Source organism: Streptomyces sp. NPDC093544 (genome assembly GCF_040683495.1).
In the GTDB taxonomy this organism is placed as follows: Bacteria; Actinomycetota; Actinomycetes; order Streptomycetales; family Streptomycetaceae; genus Streptomyces.
Map to the genome: position 1 here is coordinate 111381 of NZ_JBFBEA010000025.1, position 16735 is coordinate 128115.

The window sequence follows — 16735 nt, forward strand, 5'->3', positions numbered from 1 at the left end:
TTCGGTAACTCGGCGCTTATGGGCACAGTCAGTCTGTCACTGTGTCCGCATCGGCTGAGGCCAATTGTCCGAACTGCTCAGGGAGCCGCACCGTGGGGGCCATTCCGACGCAACGGGAGTCCAAGGCGCGTGCGCCCGATGCGCCCGCGCACCACCGCGCCGGTCACGAAACGGTTGTCCGCACCTCACTGCCCGGCACCCCGCTCGCGCCCGGAGCTGCCCGCGACTTCGTGCGCGCCGCACTCGCCGAGTGGGTCGAACTCGCCCCGAACGGCGCCGAGATGATCGACGACCGGCTCGTCGACGACGCCGTCGTGGTCGTCAGCGAACTCGTCACCAACGCCGTTGTGCACGCGGGCACCGACGTTGAGCTGGCATGCGGCATCGAGAGCACGGACGAGGGCTCGCCGGGCCCGCTGGTCATCGAGGTGTCCGACCACCACGCCTCGCGCCCGATACGCGACGACAACGTCGAACGGCCTTACGGCATACCGGAGTACGGGCGTGGCCTGCGGCTCGTCTCGGCGCTCTCCGACGCCTGGGGGATCACGTACCGCACCGGAGTCAAGACCGTCTGGGCGCGGCTGCCCGTGGGTGGAAGCGGCCTGGGCGTGGGCGGCGAGGTGATCTCGGGCGTCGACAGGATCGTGGAAGCCGGCGAGAGGGCAGAGGTGTACGCCGGTGAACAGGCCCTGGAACGCGGGGTCCGGGTGGCCGAGATACTCGCCCCCGAGCTGAGGCGCAGCACCCGGCAGGACCACGACTGGCTCGACCGCGGCGCCCTCTCCTTCCTCGCCGAGGCCTCCGAACTCCTCGCCGGGCAGCTCGACGAGGACCTCGTCGCCGCGCTCGCCGGACAGCTGATCGTGCCGCGCCTCGCCGACTGGTGCGCGGTGTGGCTGGAGGACGAGGCCACCGACCGGGCCGGCGGTCTCGGCCTCGCCCTGGGGCCCCGTCTGGCCCGCGTCTGGCACGGCAGCGAGAACCGCATCGAGGACCTGCGCCGCGCCCTGGAGAAGGACCCGCCCCGGTTGCCTGATTCGGTGCGCTCCCGGGCCGTGCCTGTGCCATGGCCTGGGGAGGCGCTGGCTTCAGGTGGGGGGCATGAGGCGAGTGAGGCGGGTGGGAGTGAGGTCGGCCTCGGGAGTGTGGTGGGTGGGCCCGGCGTGAGTGGAGCGGCACTCGCGTATCGGCTGGTCGCGGGTGGGCGGCCGCTGGGGACGCTCGTCATCGGGCGGGCCGGGCCGGCCGGTTTCCCCGACGAGATCACGGGACTCGTCGAGGACCTCAGCCGGCGGATCGCCCTCGCCATCGGCGCGGCCCGCCAGTACGCGCGTCAGGCCACCATCAGCAGAGTCCTCCAGCGCGGCCTGCTGCCCGGCGCCGTCGCCGAGATCCCCGGGGTGCGCAGCGCCCTCGTCTACGAGCCGCTCGACAAGGGCGGGCCCAGCGGAGACTTCTACGACCTGTTCCCGGCCGGTGACGGGCGCTGGTGCTTCGTCGTGGGCGACGTGCAGGGCAAGGGGCCCGAGGCCGCCGTCGTGATCGGACTGGCCCGGCCCTGGCTGCGGCTGCTGGCCCGCGAGGGGTACGAGGTCGCCGACGTCCTCGACCGCCTCAACAGGCTCCTGCTCGACGACGCGACGGAGGCGGCGGACGCGGCGGCCCGCTCGCTCGTGGCGGCGGGCGGGCCCGGGCTCGGCACCGACCCAGGACCGCAGACGCGCTTCCTGTCCATGCTGTACGGCGAATTGGTGCCCTTCGACGGCGGAGTGCACTGCACCGTCGCCTCCGCCGGGCATCCGCTGCCGCTGCTCCTCGGCCCCGACGGCGACGTACGCGAGGTGGCCTGTCCGCAGACCCTCCTCGGCGTCTTCGAGGACGCGACCTACGTCTCCGAGACCTTCGAGCTGTACGCCGGCGACACCCTGCTGTGCGTCACGGACGGCGTGACCGAGCGCCGCAGCGGGCCCCGCCAGTTCGACGACGACGACGGCCTCGCCGCGGCCCTGACCAGCTGCACCGGCCTGAGCGCCGAACTCGTCGCGGAACGGATCCGCAGGCTGGTCCACGAGTTCGGCGCCAAGGCGCCGGAGGACGACATGGCGCTGCTGGTCCTCCAGGCGGAATAGGCGGAATAGGCGGAACAGCGGGCCGTAAGGAGTTCCCGCGGGCGTACGGGACAATGGAAGGTATGCCTTCCGCACTCCCCGACGGTGAGCCCGTCCCCGACGACGGGGCGCTGCCCGCGCACGCCCTGGCCGGGGCCGCCGACCGCCCCCTCGGGTTCTATCTCCACGTGCCGTACTGCGCGACGCGCTGCGGCTACTGCGACTTCAACACCTACACGGCGACCGAGCTGCGGGGCACCGGAGGCGTGCTGGCCTCCCGTGACAGCTACGCGGAGACGCTGATCGACGAGGTCCGCCTCGCCCGCAAGGTGCTCGGCGACGACCCGCGTCCCGTCCGTACGGTGTTCGTCGGCGGCGGTACGCCGACTCTCCTGCCCGCCGACGATCTCGTACGGATGCTCGCCTCGATCCGTGACGAGTTCGGGCTCGCGGACGACGCGGAGATCACGACCGAGGCGAACCCGGAGTCCGTGGACCCGGCGTACCTGGCGACCCTGCGGGCCGGCGGCTTCAACCGGATCTCCTTCGGTATGCAGAGCGCCCGGCAGCACGTGCTGAAGGTGCTCGACCGCACGCACACCCCCGGGCGGCCCGAGGCCTGTGTCGCCGAGGCCCGCGCGGCGGGCTTCGACCATGTGAACCTCGACCTGATCTACGGCACGCCGGGGGAGTCCGATGACGACTGGCGCGCCTCGCTGGAAGCGGCCCTCGGGGCCGGGCCCGATCACATCTCCGCGTACGCGCTCATCGTCGAGGAGGGCACGCAGCTCGCGCGGCGGATCCGGCGTGGGGAGGTGCCCATGACGGACGACGATGTCCACGCGGACCGGTATCTGATCGCCGACGAGGTGCTCGCGGGGGCGGGCTTCGACTGGTACGAGGTGTCCAACTGGGCCACCTCCGAGGCCGGGCGCTGTCTCCACAACGAGCTGTACTGGCGTGGCGCCGACTGGTGGGGTGCCGGGCCTGGTGCCCACAGTCACGTGGGCGGGGTGCGGTGGTGGAACGTGAAGCATCCGGGGGCGTATGCCGGGGCTCTGGCGGCGGGGAGGTCGCCCGGGGCGGGGCGTGAGCTGCTCTCCGGGGAGGATCGGCGGGTGGAGCGGATTCTTCTTGAGCTGCGGTTGCGGGAGGGGTGTCCGTTGTCGCTGCTCCGGCCGGAGGGGCTGTCCGCCTCGCGGCGGGCGTTGTCCGAGGGGCTGCTGGAGAACGGGCCGTATGACGACGGGCGGGCCGTTCTTACGCTGCGGGGGCGGTTGCTGGCGGATGCGGTGGTGCGGGATCTGGTGGACTGAGGTGGGGGGGTTCGCCCCCTCCGCCCCTGCCCGTCCCGTATCTGGGGGCTCCGCCCCCAGGCCCCCGTATCGCGCTGAACGCGCTCGTCCTCAAACGCCGGACGGGCTGAAAGACCTCCTGCACCGGACGGGCTACGAAGCCTCTTGTGCCGTCACGAAGTCGATCAACTCCTCCACCCTGCCCAGGAGTTCCGGCTCCAGGTCCTTGTAGGAGCGTACGTGGGACAGGATGTGCTGCCAGGCCGCGCCCGTGTTCTCGGGCCAGCCCAGGGCGCGGCAGACGCCTGTTTTCCAGTCCTGGCCGTGGGGGACGCGGGGCCAGGACTTGATGCCCACGGAGGACGGCTTCACGGCCTCCCAGATGTCGATGTACGGGTGGCCGACGACCAGGGCGTGGTCGCTGGTGACCGAGTCGGCGATGCGGGATTCCTTGGTGCCGGGGACCAGGTGGTCGACGAGGACGCCGAGGCGGGCGTCCGGGCCCGGGGCGAAGTCGGCGACGATCGCGGGAAGGTCGTCGATGCCCTCCAGGTACTCGACGACCACGCCCTCGATGCGCAGGTCGTCGCCCCAGACGCGTTCGACGAGCTCGGCGTCGTGCCGGCCCTCCACGTAGATCCGCCCGGCCCGCGCCACCCGTGCCCGCGCACCGGGCACCGCGACCGATCCGGAGGCGGTGCGGGAGGGACGTACGGGCGCCCCTGCCGCAGGGCGGACCAGCGTCACCACCTTGCCCTCCAGGAGGAAGCCGCGCGGCTCCAGCGGGAACACCCGGTGCTTGCCGAAGCGGTCCTCCAGCGTCACGGTGCCCGCCTCGCAGCGGATCACCGCGCCGCAGAAGCCGGTGCCGGGCTCCTCGACCACCAGACCGGGGTCCGCCGGGACCTCGGGCACGGGCTTGGGCTTCTTCCACGGCGGGGTCAGGTCCGGAGAGTACTGGCGCATTCGGATGACGATAGGAGAAGCGGGGCCGTCATGGCGTACGGCCTCCTACGACACGCCGAAGCGGGCCGCCAGCGTGTCCCGTTGGGCCCGGACGAACCCCGCGTCGACCACCGCTCCGTGACCGGGCACGTACACCGCGTCCTCCCCGCCCAGGGCGAGCAGCCGGTCCAGCGCCGCCGGCCAACGGGAGGGGACGGCGTCGGGGCCCGCCTGGGGTTCGCCCGACTCCTCCACCAGGTCGCCGCAGAGGACGACCGCGGGCCCCGACGGCGATCCTGGGACCAGGACCACCAGGTCGTGGGCGGTGTGGCCGGGGCCGATGTTCGCGAGCAGGGCCTGTGTGCCGCCGCCCAGGTCGAGGGTTCGCTCGCCGAGCACGTGGTGACGGGGGCGGACCAGCAGATCGGCGGCCTCGGCTGCCTCCCGCGGGTCCAGGCCGTTGCGTACGGCGTCCGCGCGCAGTTCCTCATGGCCGTGCGCGAGGACCGTGTCCAGGCCGACCGCCCCGAACACCTCCACGTCCGCGAAGGCGGCCGCGCCGAAAACATGGTCGAAGTGTGCGTGGGTGAGCGCGAGATGCGTCACCCGGGACTTGTCGCCGAGCAACCCCCGCGCCTCGGAACGCAACTGCGCGCCCTCCCGCAGGCTCGACCCCGCGTCGATCAGCAGGGCGGCCCCCTCGCCGACCACAAGACCGACCGTGCAGTCCCAGCCAGGAAGCCGCCGCCGTCCTACCCGCGGCCCCACCCTCTCCCACCCCGCCTCTTCCCAAGTCACGCTCATGGGCAGACGCTAACGGCGAGGACGCTGTCGGCACGACCGCGCGGGGCCCGCCCTTGCCGGGGGCGTACCTCCCCGCCGTACACTGGCCGGGGAAACGCTGGCACTCGCACGAGCTGAGTGCCAGGGGGAGAGTCCGGGAAGCGTCCGGGAAGACCACGGCGACGACATCTGGAGGTGCGCGCGATGCTCAGTGAACGCAGGCTCGCAGTGCTGCGCGCCATCGTCCAGGACTACGTGGGGACGGAGGAGCCGGTCGGTTCCAAGGCCCTCACCGAGCGGCACCAGCTCGGGGTCTCCCCGGCCACGGTCCGCAACGACATGGCCGCCCTGGAGGACGAGGGGTACATCGCCCAGCCGCACACCAGCGCCGGGCGCATCCCCACCGACAAGGGCTACCGGCTCTTCGTCGACAAGCTCGCGGGCGTCAAGCCGATGACCGCGCCCGAGCGGCGGGCCATCCAGAACTTCCTCGACGGCGCCGTCGATCTCGACGATGTGGTGGGACGTACGGTGCGGCTGCTCGCGCAGCTCACGCGGCAGGTCGCCGTCGTGCAGTACCCGTCCCTCACGCGTTCGACCGTGCGGCACGTGGAGCTGCTGTCGCTGGCTCCGGCCCGCGTCATGCTCGTCCTGATCACGGACACCGGCCGGGTCGAGCAGCGCTTGATCGACTGCCCGGCGCCGTTCGGGGAGACGTCTCTGGCGGATCTGCGCGCGCGGCTCAACAGCCGGGTCGCGGGGCGTCGGTTTTCGGACGTTCCGCAACTGGTGCAGGACCTGCCCGACGCCTTCGAGGCGGAGGACCGCGGTACGGTCGCGACAGTGCTCTCCACCCTGCTGGAGGCACTCGTCGAGCAGACCGAGGAGCGGCTGATGATCGGCGGCACCGCCAATCTCACCCGCTTCGGACATGACTTCCCTCTCACCATCCGGCCCGTACTCGAAGCGCTGGAGGAGCAGGTCGTGCTTCTCAAGTTGCTTGGTGAGGCCGGGGATTCGGGCATGACCGTACGGATCGGTCATGAGAACGCGTATGAGGGACTCAACTCCACGTCCGTCGTCTCAGTCGGCTACGGTTCGGGCGACGAGGCAGTAGCGAAACTCGGCGTGGTCGGACCGACCCGCATGGATTACCCCGGCACGATGGGAGCGGTACGAGCGGTGGCACGGTACGTCGGACAGATCCTGGCGGAGTCCTAAGTGGCCACGGACTACTACGCCGTACTCGGCGTGCGCCGCGACGCGTCCCAGGACGAGATCAAGAAGGCGTTCAGGAGGCTCGCGCGCGAGCTGCACCCGGACGTCAATCCCGATCCGAAGACGCAGGAGCGCTTCAAGGAGATCAACGCCGCCTACGAGGTGTTGTCGGACCCGCAGAAGAAGCAGGTCTACGACCTCGGCGGCGACCCGCTGTCCCAGGCGGGCGGCGCGGGCGGCCCCGGTGGCTTCGGCGCCGGTGGCTTCGGGAACTTCTCGGACATCATGGACGCCTTCTTCGGTACGGCGTCGCAGCGTGGCCCCCGGTCACGTACGCGGCGTGGCCAGGACGCCATGATCCGGCTCGAGATCGAGCTGGACGAGGCGGCCTTCGGCACCACGAAGGACATCCAGGTCGACACGGCCGTCGTCTGCGCCACCTGCAACGGTGAGGGCGCGGCGCCGGGGACCTCGGCGCAGACCTGTGACATGTGCCGCGGTCGCGGTGAGGTGTCGCAGGTCACGCGGTCCTTCCTCGGCCAGGTCATGACCTCGCGGCCCTGCCCGCAGTGCCAGGGCTTCGGGACCGTCGTCCCGACCCCGTGCCCGGAGTGCGCGGGCGACGGGCGTGTGCGGTCGCGTCGGACGCTGACCGTCAAGATCCCGGCCGGTGTCGACAACGGCACCCGGATCCAGCTCGCGGGCGAGGGCGAGGTCGGCCCTGGCGGCGGCCCCGCCGGCGACCTGTACGTCGAGATCCACGAACTCCCGCACACCACCTTCCAGCGGCGCGGCGACGACCTGCACTGCACGGTCACCATCCCGATGACCGCGGCCTCCCTCGGCACCAAGGTGCCGCTGGAGACGCTCGACGGCATGGAGGAGATCGACATCCGTCCGGGCACGCAGTCCGGGCAGTCGGTCCCGCTGCACGGGCGCGGTATCACGCATCTGCGGGGCGGCGGGCGCGGTGACCTCATCGTGCACGTCGAGGTGATGACGCCTTCGAAGCTCGACGCCGAGCAGGAGCGCCTGCTGCGCGAGCTGGCCGTGCTGCGCGGCGAGGAGCGGCCCATTGGGCAGTTCCAGCCGGGGCAGCAGGGGCTCTTCTCGCGGCTCAAGGACGCGTTCAACGGTCGCTGAGGACCCAGCATCGGGCCTCTGAACTGGGCCTTCTCGCCCTGGGCCGGACCGGCCGGGGCGGGAGGGTGCGGGTGTCCTATGCCACGTGGAAGGCTCGATTCGGACTTGTTCGGAGGACGTGACAACATGCCGTCATGTCCTCCGCACTGACCGATCTCTTCCCTCACCCGATCGTGCAGGCCCCCATGGCGGGCGGAGTATCCGTCCCGCATCTCGCGGCCGCCGTGTCCGAGGCCGGTGGGCTCGGGTTCCTTGCCGCCGGGTACAAAACCGCCGACGGCATGTACCAGGAGATCAAGCAGCTGCGCGGGATCACGAGCCGTCCCTTCGGCGTGAACCTCTTCATGCCGCAGCCCGAGTACGCGGACAAGGCAGCCGTCGAGGTGTACGCCCACCAGCTCGCCGGTGAGGCCGCCTGGTACGAGACCGAGCTCGGCGAACCGGACAGCGGCCGCGACGACGGCTACGACGCCAAGCTCGCGGTCCTCCACGACAACCCGGTGCCGGTGGTCTCCTTCCACTTCGGCATCCCCACCCGCGACGTCCTGGACTCCCTCGCCCAGGCCGGCACCCTCACCCTGGTCACCGCGACCACGGCCGAGGAAGCGCTCAACGTGCAGCGGGCCGGCGCCACCGCGGTCGTCGTGCAGGGTGTCGAGGCGGGCGGCCACCAGGGCACCCACCGCGACAACCCGGAGACGGACGGCACCGGCATCGGACTGCTCTCGCTGATCGCGCAGGTCCGCGAGACCGTGCAGATCCCGATCATCGCGGCCGGCGGCATCATGCGCGGCAGCCAGATCGCCGCGGTGCTCGCGGCGGGCGCGAGCGCGGCCCAGCTCGGCACGGCGTTCCTCGCCACCCCCGAGTCCGGCGCGCACGCCGTGCACAAGCAGGCACTGATCAACCCCCTTTTCGTACGTACGGAGTTGACACGAGCATTCTCCGGGCGCCCGGCGCGCGGACTCGTCAACCGCTTCCTGCGCGAGCACGGCCCGTACGCGCCCGCCGCGTACCCCGAGGTCCACCACCTCACCTCGCCGCTGCGCAAGGCGGCGGCCAAGGCGGGCGACGCGCAGGGCATGGCGTTGTGGGCCGGCCAGGGGCACCGCATGGCCCGTGAACTGCCCGCGGCGCAGCTGGTGGAGGTGCTGACCGCCGAACTCGCCGCAGCGACGACAGCGTTGTCGGGGTCTTCGGAATGCGGCGCGGTCTGATGACGGCGCCGGTGTTCGTGGTCGAGCATTTCCGCGCGGGTGACGGTGGACGCTACGTGCTCGACGGGCCCGAGGGGCGGCACGCGGTCTCCGTGAAGCGCCTGCGGGCCGGTGAGGACGTCATCCTCACCGACGGGGCCGGGAGTTGGGCGGAATGCGTGGTGACCGGCACCGAGGGCAAGGACCGGCTCATCGTCCACATGGACTCTGTCGCCGAGGAGTCGGAGCAAGAGCCGCGTATCACCGTCGTCCAGGCCCTCCCCAAGGGCGACCGCGGCGAACTCGCCGTCGAGACCATGACGGAGACCGGTGTCGACGCCATCGTCCCCTGGGCGGCCTCCCGCTGCATCACGCAGTGGAAGGGCGAGCGGGGATTGAAGGGGCTCGCCAAGTGGCGGGCCACGGCACGGGAGGCCGGCAAGCAGTCCCGCCGCGTCCGCTTTCCCGAGGTCGCGGACGCGATGACGACCAGGCAGGTTGCCGCACTTCTCGCCAAAGCCGATCTCGCCGCCGTACTGCACGAGAGTGGCGACGAACCCCTCGCCACCGCCGAACTCCCCGCGCGCGGCGAGATCGTGCTCGTGATCGGCCCCGAAGGAGGCGTCTCTCCGGAGGAGTTGGCGCTCTTCACCGAGGCGGGCGCACAGGCGTACCGCCTGGGGCGCAGCGTGCTGCGCACCTCGACCGCCGGGACCGCGGCGGCGGCGCTGCTCCTTGGCCGTACCGGTCGCTGGTCCTGAATCCACTGGGAGGACGCCTTGGAACTCGCCCAAGTACGCCTGCTCGTCTCCGACTTCCCGGCCTGCTACCGGTTCTACGCCGAGGTCCTCGGCCTCAAGCCCCAGTCGGGCGCGACCGGGGGGCCGTACGAGAAGTTCAGCCCTGTCACCGGCTCGGCGGGCATCGCCCTCCAGGACCGCGCGATGATGGCCCAGATCCTCGGTGAACTGGGCGACTTGGTGACGGGGCACCGCTCACTGGTGGTGCTGCGGGTGGACGACCTGGACGCGTACTGCGAGCAGATCACGGCCCGTGGCGCGACCCTCCTGCACGATCCGGCTCCCATGACCGACCGGATGCGCGCCGCCCACCTCAAGGACCCGGAAGGGAACCTGGTGGAGCTGCAGGAGTGGCTGCTGCGCGGCTGATGACGGCGGGAAACAGGGTCCAGCCGTCCAACTCCCGTGGTCCCGGCGGCAGTTCTTGCGCCTGTGCGTGCGGTCCTTGTGCGTGCGTTCGAGTGTGACGGGCGAGAGTGCCCAAGTGGCCGCATGAGGTCTTCCGCGGCGCCCGGGACGGTGGCACGCTGCCGTCCATGGGGGCTTTGAGACGGATTTGGCGACGGGCCGGGCAGCGGCGGACAGTGGCGATGGCCGGTCTCGTGGTCGTCGCCGTGGGCGGCGTCGTCGCGTGTGACCCCGGCGGACTGACTTCAGCCTCCGTCGCCTACACGACCGACCAGACCGTGACGAAGGAGCTGGAGCGGCAGAAGGCGGATGTCGCCTGGCTCAGCTGCACGGCGTCGTTCGACGGCGGCAACAAGGTCTACACGCCCGGGACGACGCCCTCGCCGACCGAGGACACGGTGGCGGACGTCGACTGCACGGGGGAGACCTCGGACGGGCAGGACATCACCGTCACGGGCAAGGTCACCCGGGCCGTCAACGGCCGCTGCGTACGCGGTGATCTGACCGCCGAAATCGACGGCAAGCAGTGGTTCCACGTGACCGGTCTCGGCAACTGCGACGCCCCCAGCACGCCCGGGTACACCCCGCCCGTCAACAACGAGCCCCAACAGCCCGGCCCCACTGTCACGGTGACCGTCACCAGGACCATCTGGTGCCAGGGAGACCCCACCTGCTGGCCCGAGGGCAAGTGACCTGCGCCGCGCGGGAGCCCGGAGCGCGCGAGCGCTGGAGGCGGCTGACGTGCGCCGGGCGGGGAGATAAGTGATCGAACCCCCTGTCCAGGGGCGTGATCGCTGCCTAAGGTGATCGGGTGACAGAGTCCGCACCCTCCGCGTATCTCCGGTTTCCGCATCTGCACGGCGATCTGGTCGCCTTCACCGCCGAGGACGACATCTGGGTCGCCCCGCTGGACGGTGGCGGCCGCGCCTGGCGGGTCAGCGCAGACAACGTGCCGGTGAACCATCCGCGTATCTCCCCGGACGGCACGACCGTCGCCTGGACGTCCACCCGCGACGGCGCCCCCGAGGTGCATGCCGCCTCGCTGGACGGCGGACCGTCCAAACGGCTGACGTACTGGGGGAGTTCGAAGACCCAGGTGCGCGGCTGGACCCCCGACGGGCAGGTGCTCGCACTCAGTACGCAGGGTCAGGCGAGTCTGCGGCGCAGCTGGGCGCGGTCCGTCCCGCTCGACGGCGGCCCGGCGACCACCCTTCCGTACGGGCCCGTCGGCGATGTCGCCCACGGCGAGGCGGGCGTGCTGCTGCTGTCCGCTCCCATGGGGCGCGAGGCCGCCTGGTGGAAGCGGTACCGGGGCGGTACGGCGGGCAAGCTGTGGATCGACCGGGCGGCCGCGGGCGAAGAGGGAGTGGGGGAATTCGTACGGCTGCATGAAGAGCTTGACGGGAACCTCGAGTACCCCTTGTGGGTGGGGGAGCGCGTCGCGTTCCTGTCCGATCACGAAGGTGTCGGGGCGCTGTACTCGTCTCTCGCGGACGGGGCCGACCTGCGGCGGCACACGCCGATCGACGGCTTCTACGCCCGGCACGCGGCGACCGACGGCACCCGCGTCGTGTACGCGTCCGCCGGTGAACTGTGGCTCCTCGACGACCTGGACGGCGCCGAGCCGCGCCGGCTCGATCTGCGGCTCGGCGGACAGCGCGTCGACCTTCAGCCGCATTCCGTGAGCGCGTCCCGCTGGTTCGGGGCCGCCGCACCCGACCACACCGGACGCGGCAGCGCGATCTCCGTACGCGGCTCCGTCCACTGGGTCACCCACCGCTCAGGACCGGCCCGCGCGCTCGCCGCCGAGCCCGGCGTACGCGCCCGGCTGCCCCGCACCTTCCGGGCCGAGGGCGAGGAGCACGTGGTGTGGGTGACGGACGCCGAAGGCGACGACGCCCTGGAGTTCGCCCCCGCGACCGGGGTCGCCCCCGGAGCGACACCCCGCAGGCTCGCCGCCGGACAGCTCGGACGGGTGCTCGCCCTCGCGGTGGCACCCGACGGCAGCCGCGTCGCCGTCGCCGCGCACGACGGACGCGTCCTGCTCGTCGAGCGAGAGACGGGCGAGGTGCGCGAGGTCGACCGCAGCGAGAACGGCGACGTCAGCGGCCTCGCCTTCTCGCCCGACTCCGCCTGGCTCGCCTGGTCGCACCCCGGCCCGCGCCCGCTGCGCCAGCTCAAGCTCGCCAACACCACCGACCTGTCGGTGACCGAGGCGACCCCGCTCCGCTTCCGCGACTACGCGCCCGCGTTCACCCTCGACGGCAAGCATCTCGGCTTCCTGTCGGCCCGGTCCTTCGACCCGGTCTACGACGAGCACGTCTTCGACCTCGCCTTTGTGGGCGGCTCGCGGCCGCACCTCATCACGCTCGCCGCGACCACCCCGTCCCCCTTCGGACCGCAGCGCCACGGCCGCCCCTTCGAAGCGCCCGACAAGGACGAGACGCCCGACAGCGAGGGCACCCCCGCGACCCGGATCGACCTCGACGGACTCGCCGACCGGATCGTGCCTTTCCCCGTCGAGGCCGCCCGCTACTCCGGCCTGCGCGCGGCCAAGGACGGACTCCTGTGGCTGCGGCACCCGGTCCGCGGAGTGCTCGGCTCCTCCCGCGCCACCCCCGACGACCCGGACCCGAAGACCGAGCTGGAGCGGTACGACCTCGTCCAGCAGCGCATCGAGCATCTCGCCGCCGACGCCGACCACTTCGCCGTCAGCGGCGACGGCAAACGCGTCCTGCTGTGGACCGACGGCAAGCTCAAGGTCGTACCGAGCGACCGGCGCGCCTCGAACGACGACGAGAGCGACACGAACATCACCGTCGATCTGTCGAGGGTGCGGCAGACCGTCGACCCGACCGCCGAGTGGCGGCAGATGTACGACGAGACCGGCCGCCTCATGCGCGACAACTTCTGGCGGCCCGATCTCGGCGGGGTCGACTGGGACGGGGTCCTGGAGCGGTACCGGCCGGTGCTCGAACGGCTCGCCACCCACGATGATCTGGTGGACCTGTTGTGGGAGGTGCAGGGTGAGCTCGGCACCTCGCACGCGTACGTCACTCCGCGCGGCGGCGGATGGAGTGGCGGCGACCGGGCGCAGGGGCTGCTCGGGGCCGACATCTCCCGTCACGAGGACGGCAGTTGGCGTATCGACCGGATCCTCCCCTCGGAGACCTCCGACCCCGACGCGCAGGCGCCGCTCGCCGCGCCCGGGGTCGCCGTGCGCTCCGGGGACGCGATCCTCGCGGTCGCGGGGCGGCCGGTGGACCCGGTGGCCGGGCCAGGACCGCTGCTCGTCGGCACGGCGGGCAAGCCCGTCGAGCTGACCGTCTCCCCGTCCGGCGGCGGCGATCCCCGGCACGCGGTCGTGGTGCCCCTCGCGGACGAGGAACCGCTGCGGTACCACGCGTGGGTCGCGGACCGGCGAGCCTACGTCCACGAGCGGTCCGGCGGACGGCTCGGCTATCTGCACGTGCCCGACATGGTCGGCTCCGGATGGGCGCAGCTCCACCGCGACCTGCGCGTCGAGGTGGCGCGCGAGGGACTCGTCGTGGACGTCCGCGAGAACCGCGGCGGCCACACCTCCCAGCTGGTCGTCGAGAAACTCGCGCGGCGGATCGTCGGCTGGGACCTGCCGCGCGGCATGCGGCCCTACAGCTATCCCGAGGACGCGCCGCGCGGGCCCGTCGTCGCCGTCGCCAACGAGTTCTCCGGCTCCGACGGCGACATCGTGAACGCGGCGATCAAGGCGCTCGGCATCGGTCCGGTGGTCGGCACCCGGACCTGGGGCGGCGTGATCGGCATCGACAGCCGCTACCGGCTCGTCGACGGCACCCTCGTCACCCAGCCCAAGTACGCCTTCTGGTTCGAGGGTTACGAGTGGGGCGTGGAGAACCACGGCGTCGATCCGGACGTCGAGGTCGTCCAGGCCCCGCAGGACTACGCCGCCGGGCGGGACACGCAACTGGACGAGGCGATCCGGATCGCGCTGGCCGCGCTGGCGGAGAGCCCGGCGAAGGCTGCGCCCGGGTTGCCGTCGTTGTGACTCCGGGCGCAGGTGGGGGCGGGAGCGGGGGCGGCGACGTGGTGGCTCCGGGCCCGGGGGTGGGTGCGGCGCTGTTGTGACTCCGGGCCCGGGGGGCAGGTGCGGCGGCGTTGTGGCTCCGGCCCCGGGGGTGGGTGCGGTGGCGTCGTGGCTCGGGCTGCGGGTAGGTGGGGCGTCGGCGATCAACCAGGCCGATACGATGCTCGCGTACTGACCGGACCGCGCGAGGAGGCACACGCATGGTGGGAGAACCGCAGGACGACTGCCTGTTCTGCAAGATCGCCGCGGGGCAGATCCCGGCGGACGTGGTCCGGGAGACCGAGACGACCGTCGCGTTCCGGGACATCCACCCCCAGGCGCCCACCCACGTCCTGGTCATCCCCAAGGTGCACCACCCGGACGCCGCGTCGCTGGCGGCCGCCGAGCCCGGCATCGCCGCGGACCTGCTGCGCGAGGCCGGCCAGGTCGCGGGCGACGAGAAGCTCGAGAGCTACCGCATCGTGTTCAACACGGGCAGCGGCGCCGGGCAGACCGTCTTCCACGCGCACGCCCACGTCCTGGGCGGCCGCGGTATGCAGTGGCCGCCGGGGTAACCGGCCTTGTCCGTACGTGAATTGGTGGTCCTCGGCACCGCCAGCCAGGTCCCCACCCGCCATCGCAACCACAACGGCTACCTGCTCCGCTGGGACGGGGAGGGGCTGCTGTTCGATCCCGGCGAGGGCACGCAGCGGCAGATGCTGCGTGCCGGGGTCGCGGCCCATGATCTGCACCGGATCTGTGTCACCCACTTCCACGGCGACCATTCGCTCGGGCTCGCCGGGGTGATCCAGCGCATCAACCTCGACCGGGTGCCGCACGAGGTGACCGCGCACTATCCCCGCTCCGGGCAGCGGTTCTTCGACCGCCTGCGGTACGCGACCGCCTACCGCGAGACCGTCGCGCTCACGGAGGCGCCGGTCGATGCCGATGGAGTGCTTGCTGTGAGTGCTTCGTACGCCCTGGAGGCTCGTCGGCTCTCCCACCCTGTCGAGTCGTACGGCTATCGGATCGTCGAGCCCGACGGGCGGCGGATGTTGCCCGAACTTCTTGCCGAGCGGGGTATCAAGGGACCCGATGTCGGGCGGCTGCAGCGGGAGGGCTCCCTTCCCGGGGTGTCCCTCGACGACGTGAGCGAGGTACGGCGGGGGCAGCGGTTCGCGTTCGTCATGGACACCCGGCTGTGTGACGGGGTGTATGCGCTTGCCGAGGGGTGCGACATGCTCGTCATCGAGTCGACGTTTCTTGACGAGGACCTACAACTGGCAGCGGATCATGGGCATTTGACGGCTGGTCAGGCGGGGGCTGTCGCCAAGCGCGGCGGCGTACGGCATCTCGTGCTGACGCACTTCAGTCAGCGGTACTCCGAGCCCGACGAGTTCGAGCGGCAGGCTCGGGCTGCTGGGTTCGAGGGGGAGCTGACTGTGGCGCATGATCTGGTGCGGGTGCCGGTTCCTAAGCGGCGGTGAGGGGGGGAGCGGCTGTGGCGGCCCGGGGGCGGGTGTGGGTGCCGGTTGCGGAGTGACGGTGGTGCGGGTGGGGTGCGGGTGCGCGTGTGGGTGCCGGTTCTGGAGTGGTGGATCGGCTTTACGATGATTTGATGGCCCTCCCCAAAGCTGAACTGCACCTGCATATCGAAGGCACCCTCGAGCCCGAGCTGGCCTTCGCGCTTGCCGCGCGCAACGGTGTGACGCTGCCGTACGCGGATACCGAAGAGCTGCGCAAGGCGTATCTCTTCGATGACCTTCAGACGTTCCTGAACCTGTACTACGAGCTCATGGCCGTACTGCGGACGGAACAGGACTTCGCCGACCTCGCTGACGCGTATCTCGCGCGTGCCGCCGTGCAGGGGGTGCGGCACGCCGAGATCTTCTTTGATCCGCAGGCGCACATCGCGCGGGGGGTCGGCATGGGGACCGTCGTCGAGGGGCTCTCCCGTGCGCTCGGGCGCAGCGAGGAGACGCATGGGGTCTCTACGCAGCTGATCATGTGCTTCCTGCGGGACGAGTCCGCGGAGTCGGCCATGGCGACGCTGGAGGCGGCGAAGCCGTACCTCGACCGGATCGTCGGCGTCGGTCTCGACTCCGCCGAGGTCGGGCATCCGCCGGTCAAGTTCCGTGCGGTGTACGAGGCTGCCGCCGCGCTCGGGCTGCGGCGGGTCGCGCACGCGGGGGAGGAGGGGCCGCCGTCGTACATCACCGAGGCGCTGGACGTGCTCGGTGTTGAGCGCATCGACCATGGGCTGCGGTGTATGGAGGACGACGTGCTGGTCGAGCGGCTTGTGCGGGAGCGGGTGCCGTTGACTCTGTGTCCGCTGTCGAACGTGCGTCTGCGGGCCGTGGAGGTGCTGGAGGATCATCCGCTGGTCGCGATGATGGACGCGGGGCTGTTGTGCACGGTGAACTCCGACGATCCCGCCTACTTCGGGGGGTACGTCGGGGACACCTTCCACGCGGTGCGCGAGGCGCTGGGGGTCGATCAGGAGCGGTTGCGTGAGCTGGCCCGCAACTCGTTCGAGGCATCGTTCCTGGAGCATGACGAGGAGCGGCGGGCTCGGTATCTCGCCGAGGTCGAGGCGTACGAGTTCGAGTAGCCGGGTGGGTGCCTGCGGTCCGGTGCCTGCGGTCCGGTGCCTGCGGTCCGGTGGGTGGGTCGGGGCCGGGGGCCGGTACATCCGCCCGTCGCCGCCGGATCAGACGTCGGGCAGGAAGCGAGGGGTCCGGTGACGCGAACGTAAGCGACGGGCATGTGATGTACC

Annotated in this window: 14 protein-coding genes; 12 read left to right on the forward strand and 2 right to left on the reverse strand. The window is 71.5% G+C overall.

From position 1 onward, the window contains the following. Nucleotides 1-92 precede the first annotated feature (92 nt). Both AB0N66_RS32555 and hemW read left to right on the forward strand, forming a co-directional pair. Nucleotides 93-2132, forward strand: coding sequence for an ATP-binding SpoIIE family protein phosphatase (locus tag AB0N66_RS32555; protein WP_365441787.1), 2040 nt, complete (start codon nucleotides 93-95; stop codon nucleotides 2130-2132). A 62-nt stretch (nucleotides 2133-2194) separates the two neighbouring features. Beyond that, nucleotides 2195-3427, forward strand: a complete 1233-nt coding sequence (gene hemW, locus AB0N66_RS32560; RefSeq protein WP_365441789.1) for a radical SAM family heme chaperone HemW — start codon at nucleotides 2195-2197, stop codon at nucleotides 3425-3427. Between the two features lie 132 nt (nucleotides 3428-3559). Here hemW and AB0N66_RS32565 read toward each other — a convergent pair whose 3' ends face one another. Together AB0N66_RS32565 and AB0N66_RS32570 are read right to left on the reverse strand one after the other, a co-directional pair. Then, entirely contained in the window at nucleotides 3560-4372 is an 813-nt protein-coding gene (locus AB0N66_RS32565) for a DUF3097 domain-containing protein (protein ID WP_365441791.1), read from the reverse strand. A gap of 45 nt (nucleotides 4373-4417) precedes the next feature. Continuing rightward, a complete protein-coding gene (locus AB0N66_RS32570; RefSeq protein ID WP_365441793.1) occupies nucleotides 4418-5155 on the reverse strand; it encodes an MBL fold metallo-hydrolase in 738 nt (245 codons plus the stop codon). A 183-nt stretch (nucleotides 5156-5338) separates the two neighbouring features. On the opposite strand from AB0N66_RS32570, the gene hrcA reads away from it, so the two are divergent. The 10 genes from hrcA to AB0N66_RS32620 all read left to right on the forward strand — a co-directional run bounded on the left by hrcA (nucleotide 5339) and on the right by AB0N66_RS32620 (nucleotide 16570). Then, entirely contained in the window at nucleotides 5339-6355 is a 1017-nt protein-coding gene (gene hrcA / locus AB0N66_RS32575; RefSeq protein ID WP_365441795.1) for a heat-inducible transcriptional repressor HrcA, read from the forward strand. Next, nucleotides 6356-7495 (forward strand): molecular chaperone DnaJ, encoded by a 1140-nt coding sequence (gene dnaJ, locus AB0N66_RS32580; protein WP_365441797.1) that lies wholly within the window; start codon nucleotides 6356-6358, stop codon nucleotides 7493-7495. 134 nt (nucleotides 7496-7629) lie between these two features. Beyond that, complete coding sequence (locus tag AB0N66_RS32585; protein ID WP_365441799.1) at nucleotides 7630-8712, forward strand: nitronate monooxygenase; 1083 nt, start codon at nucleotides 7630-7632, stop codon at nucleotides 8710-8712. Then, on the forward strand, nucleotides 8712-9452 hold the full coding sequence (locus tag AB0N66_RS32590) for a 16S rRNA (uracil(1498)-N(3))-methyltransferase (RefSeq protein WP_365441825.1): 741 nt from the start codon (nucleotides 8712-8714) through the stop codon (nucleotides 9450-9452). Before AB0N66_RS32585 ends, AB0N66_RS32590 begins: the two co-directional genes overlap by 1 nt. An 18-nt stretch (nucleotides 9453-9470) precedes the next feature. Then, nucleotides 9471-9860 (forward strand): VOC family protein, encoded by a 390-nt coding sequence (locus AB0N66_RS32595; RefSeq protein WP_365441801.1) that lies wholly within the window; start codon nucleotides 9471-9473, stop codon nucleotides 9858-9860. 221 nt (nucleotides 9861-10081) lie between these two features. Beyond that, nucleotides 10082-10591: a hypothetical protein gene (locus AB0N66_RS32600; protein ID WP_365441803.1), complete on the forward strand. Its 510-nt coding sequence runs from the start codon at nucleotides 10082-10084 to the stop codon at nucleotides 10589-10591. Nucleotides 10592-10710: 119 nt separating this feature from the next. Next, the gene (locus tag AB0N66_RS32605) at nucleotides 10711-13941 is read left to right on the forward strand and encodes a S41 family peptidase (protein ID WP_365441805.1); all 3231 of its coding nucleotides are present in this window, start codon (nucleotides 10711-10713) and stop codon (nucleotides 13939-13941) included. A 239-nt stretch (nucleotides 13942-14180) separates the two neighbouring features. Next, nucleotides 14181-14534: a histidine triad nucleotide-binding protein gene (locus AB0N66_RS32610; RefSeq protein ID WP_365441807.1), complete on the forward strand. Its 354-nt coding sequence runs from the start codon at nucleotides 14181-14183 to the stop codon at nucleotides 14532-14534. Nucleotides 14535-14540: 6 nt separating this feature from the next. Continuing rightward, nucleotides 14541-15446: a ribonuclease Z gene (locus tag AB0N66_RS32615; protein ID WP_365441809.1), complete on the forward strand. Its 906-nt coding sequence runs from the start codon at nucleotides 14541-14543 to the stop codon at nucleotides 15444-15446. Nucleotides 15447-15577: 131 nt separating this feature from the next. Beyond that, nucleotides 15578-16570, forward strand: coding sequence for an adenosine deaminase (locus AB0N66_RS32620; RefSeq protein WP_365441811.1), 993 nt, complete (start codon nucleotides 15578-15580; stop codon nucleotides 16568-16570). Nucleotides 16571-16735 lie beyond the last annotated feature (165 nt).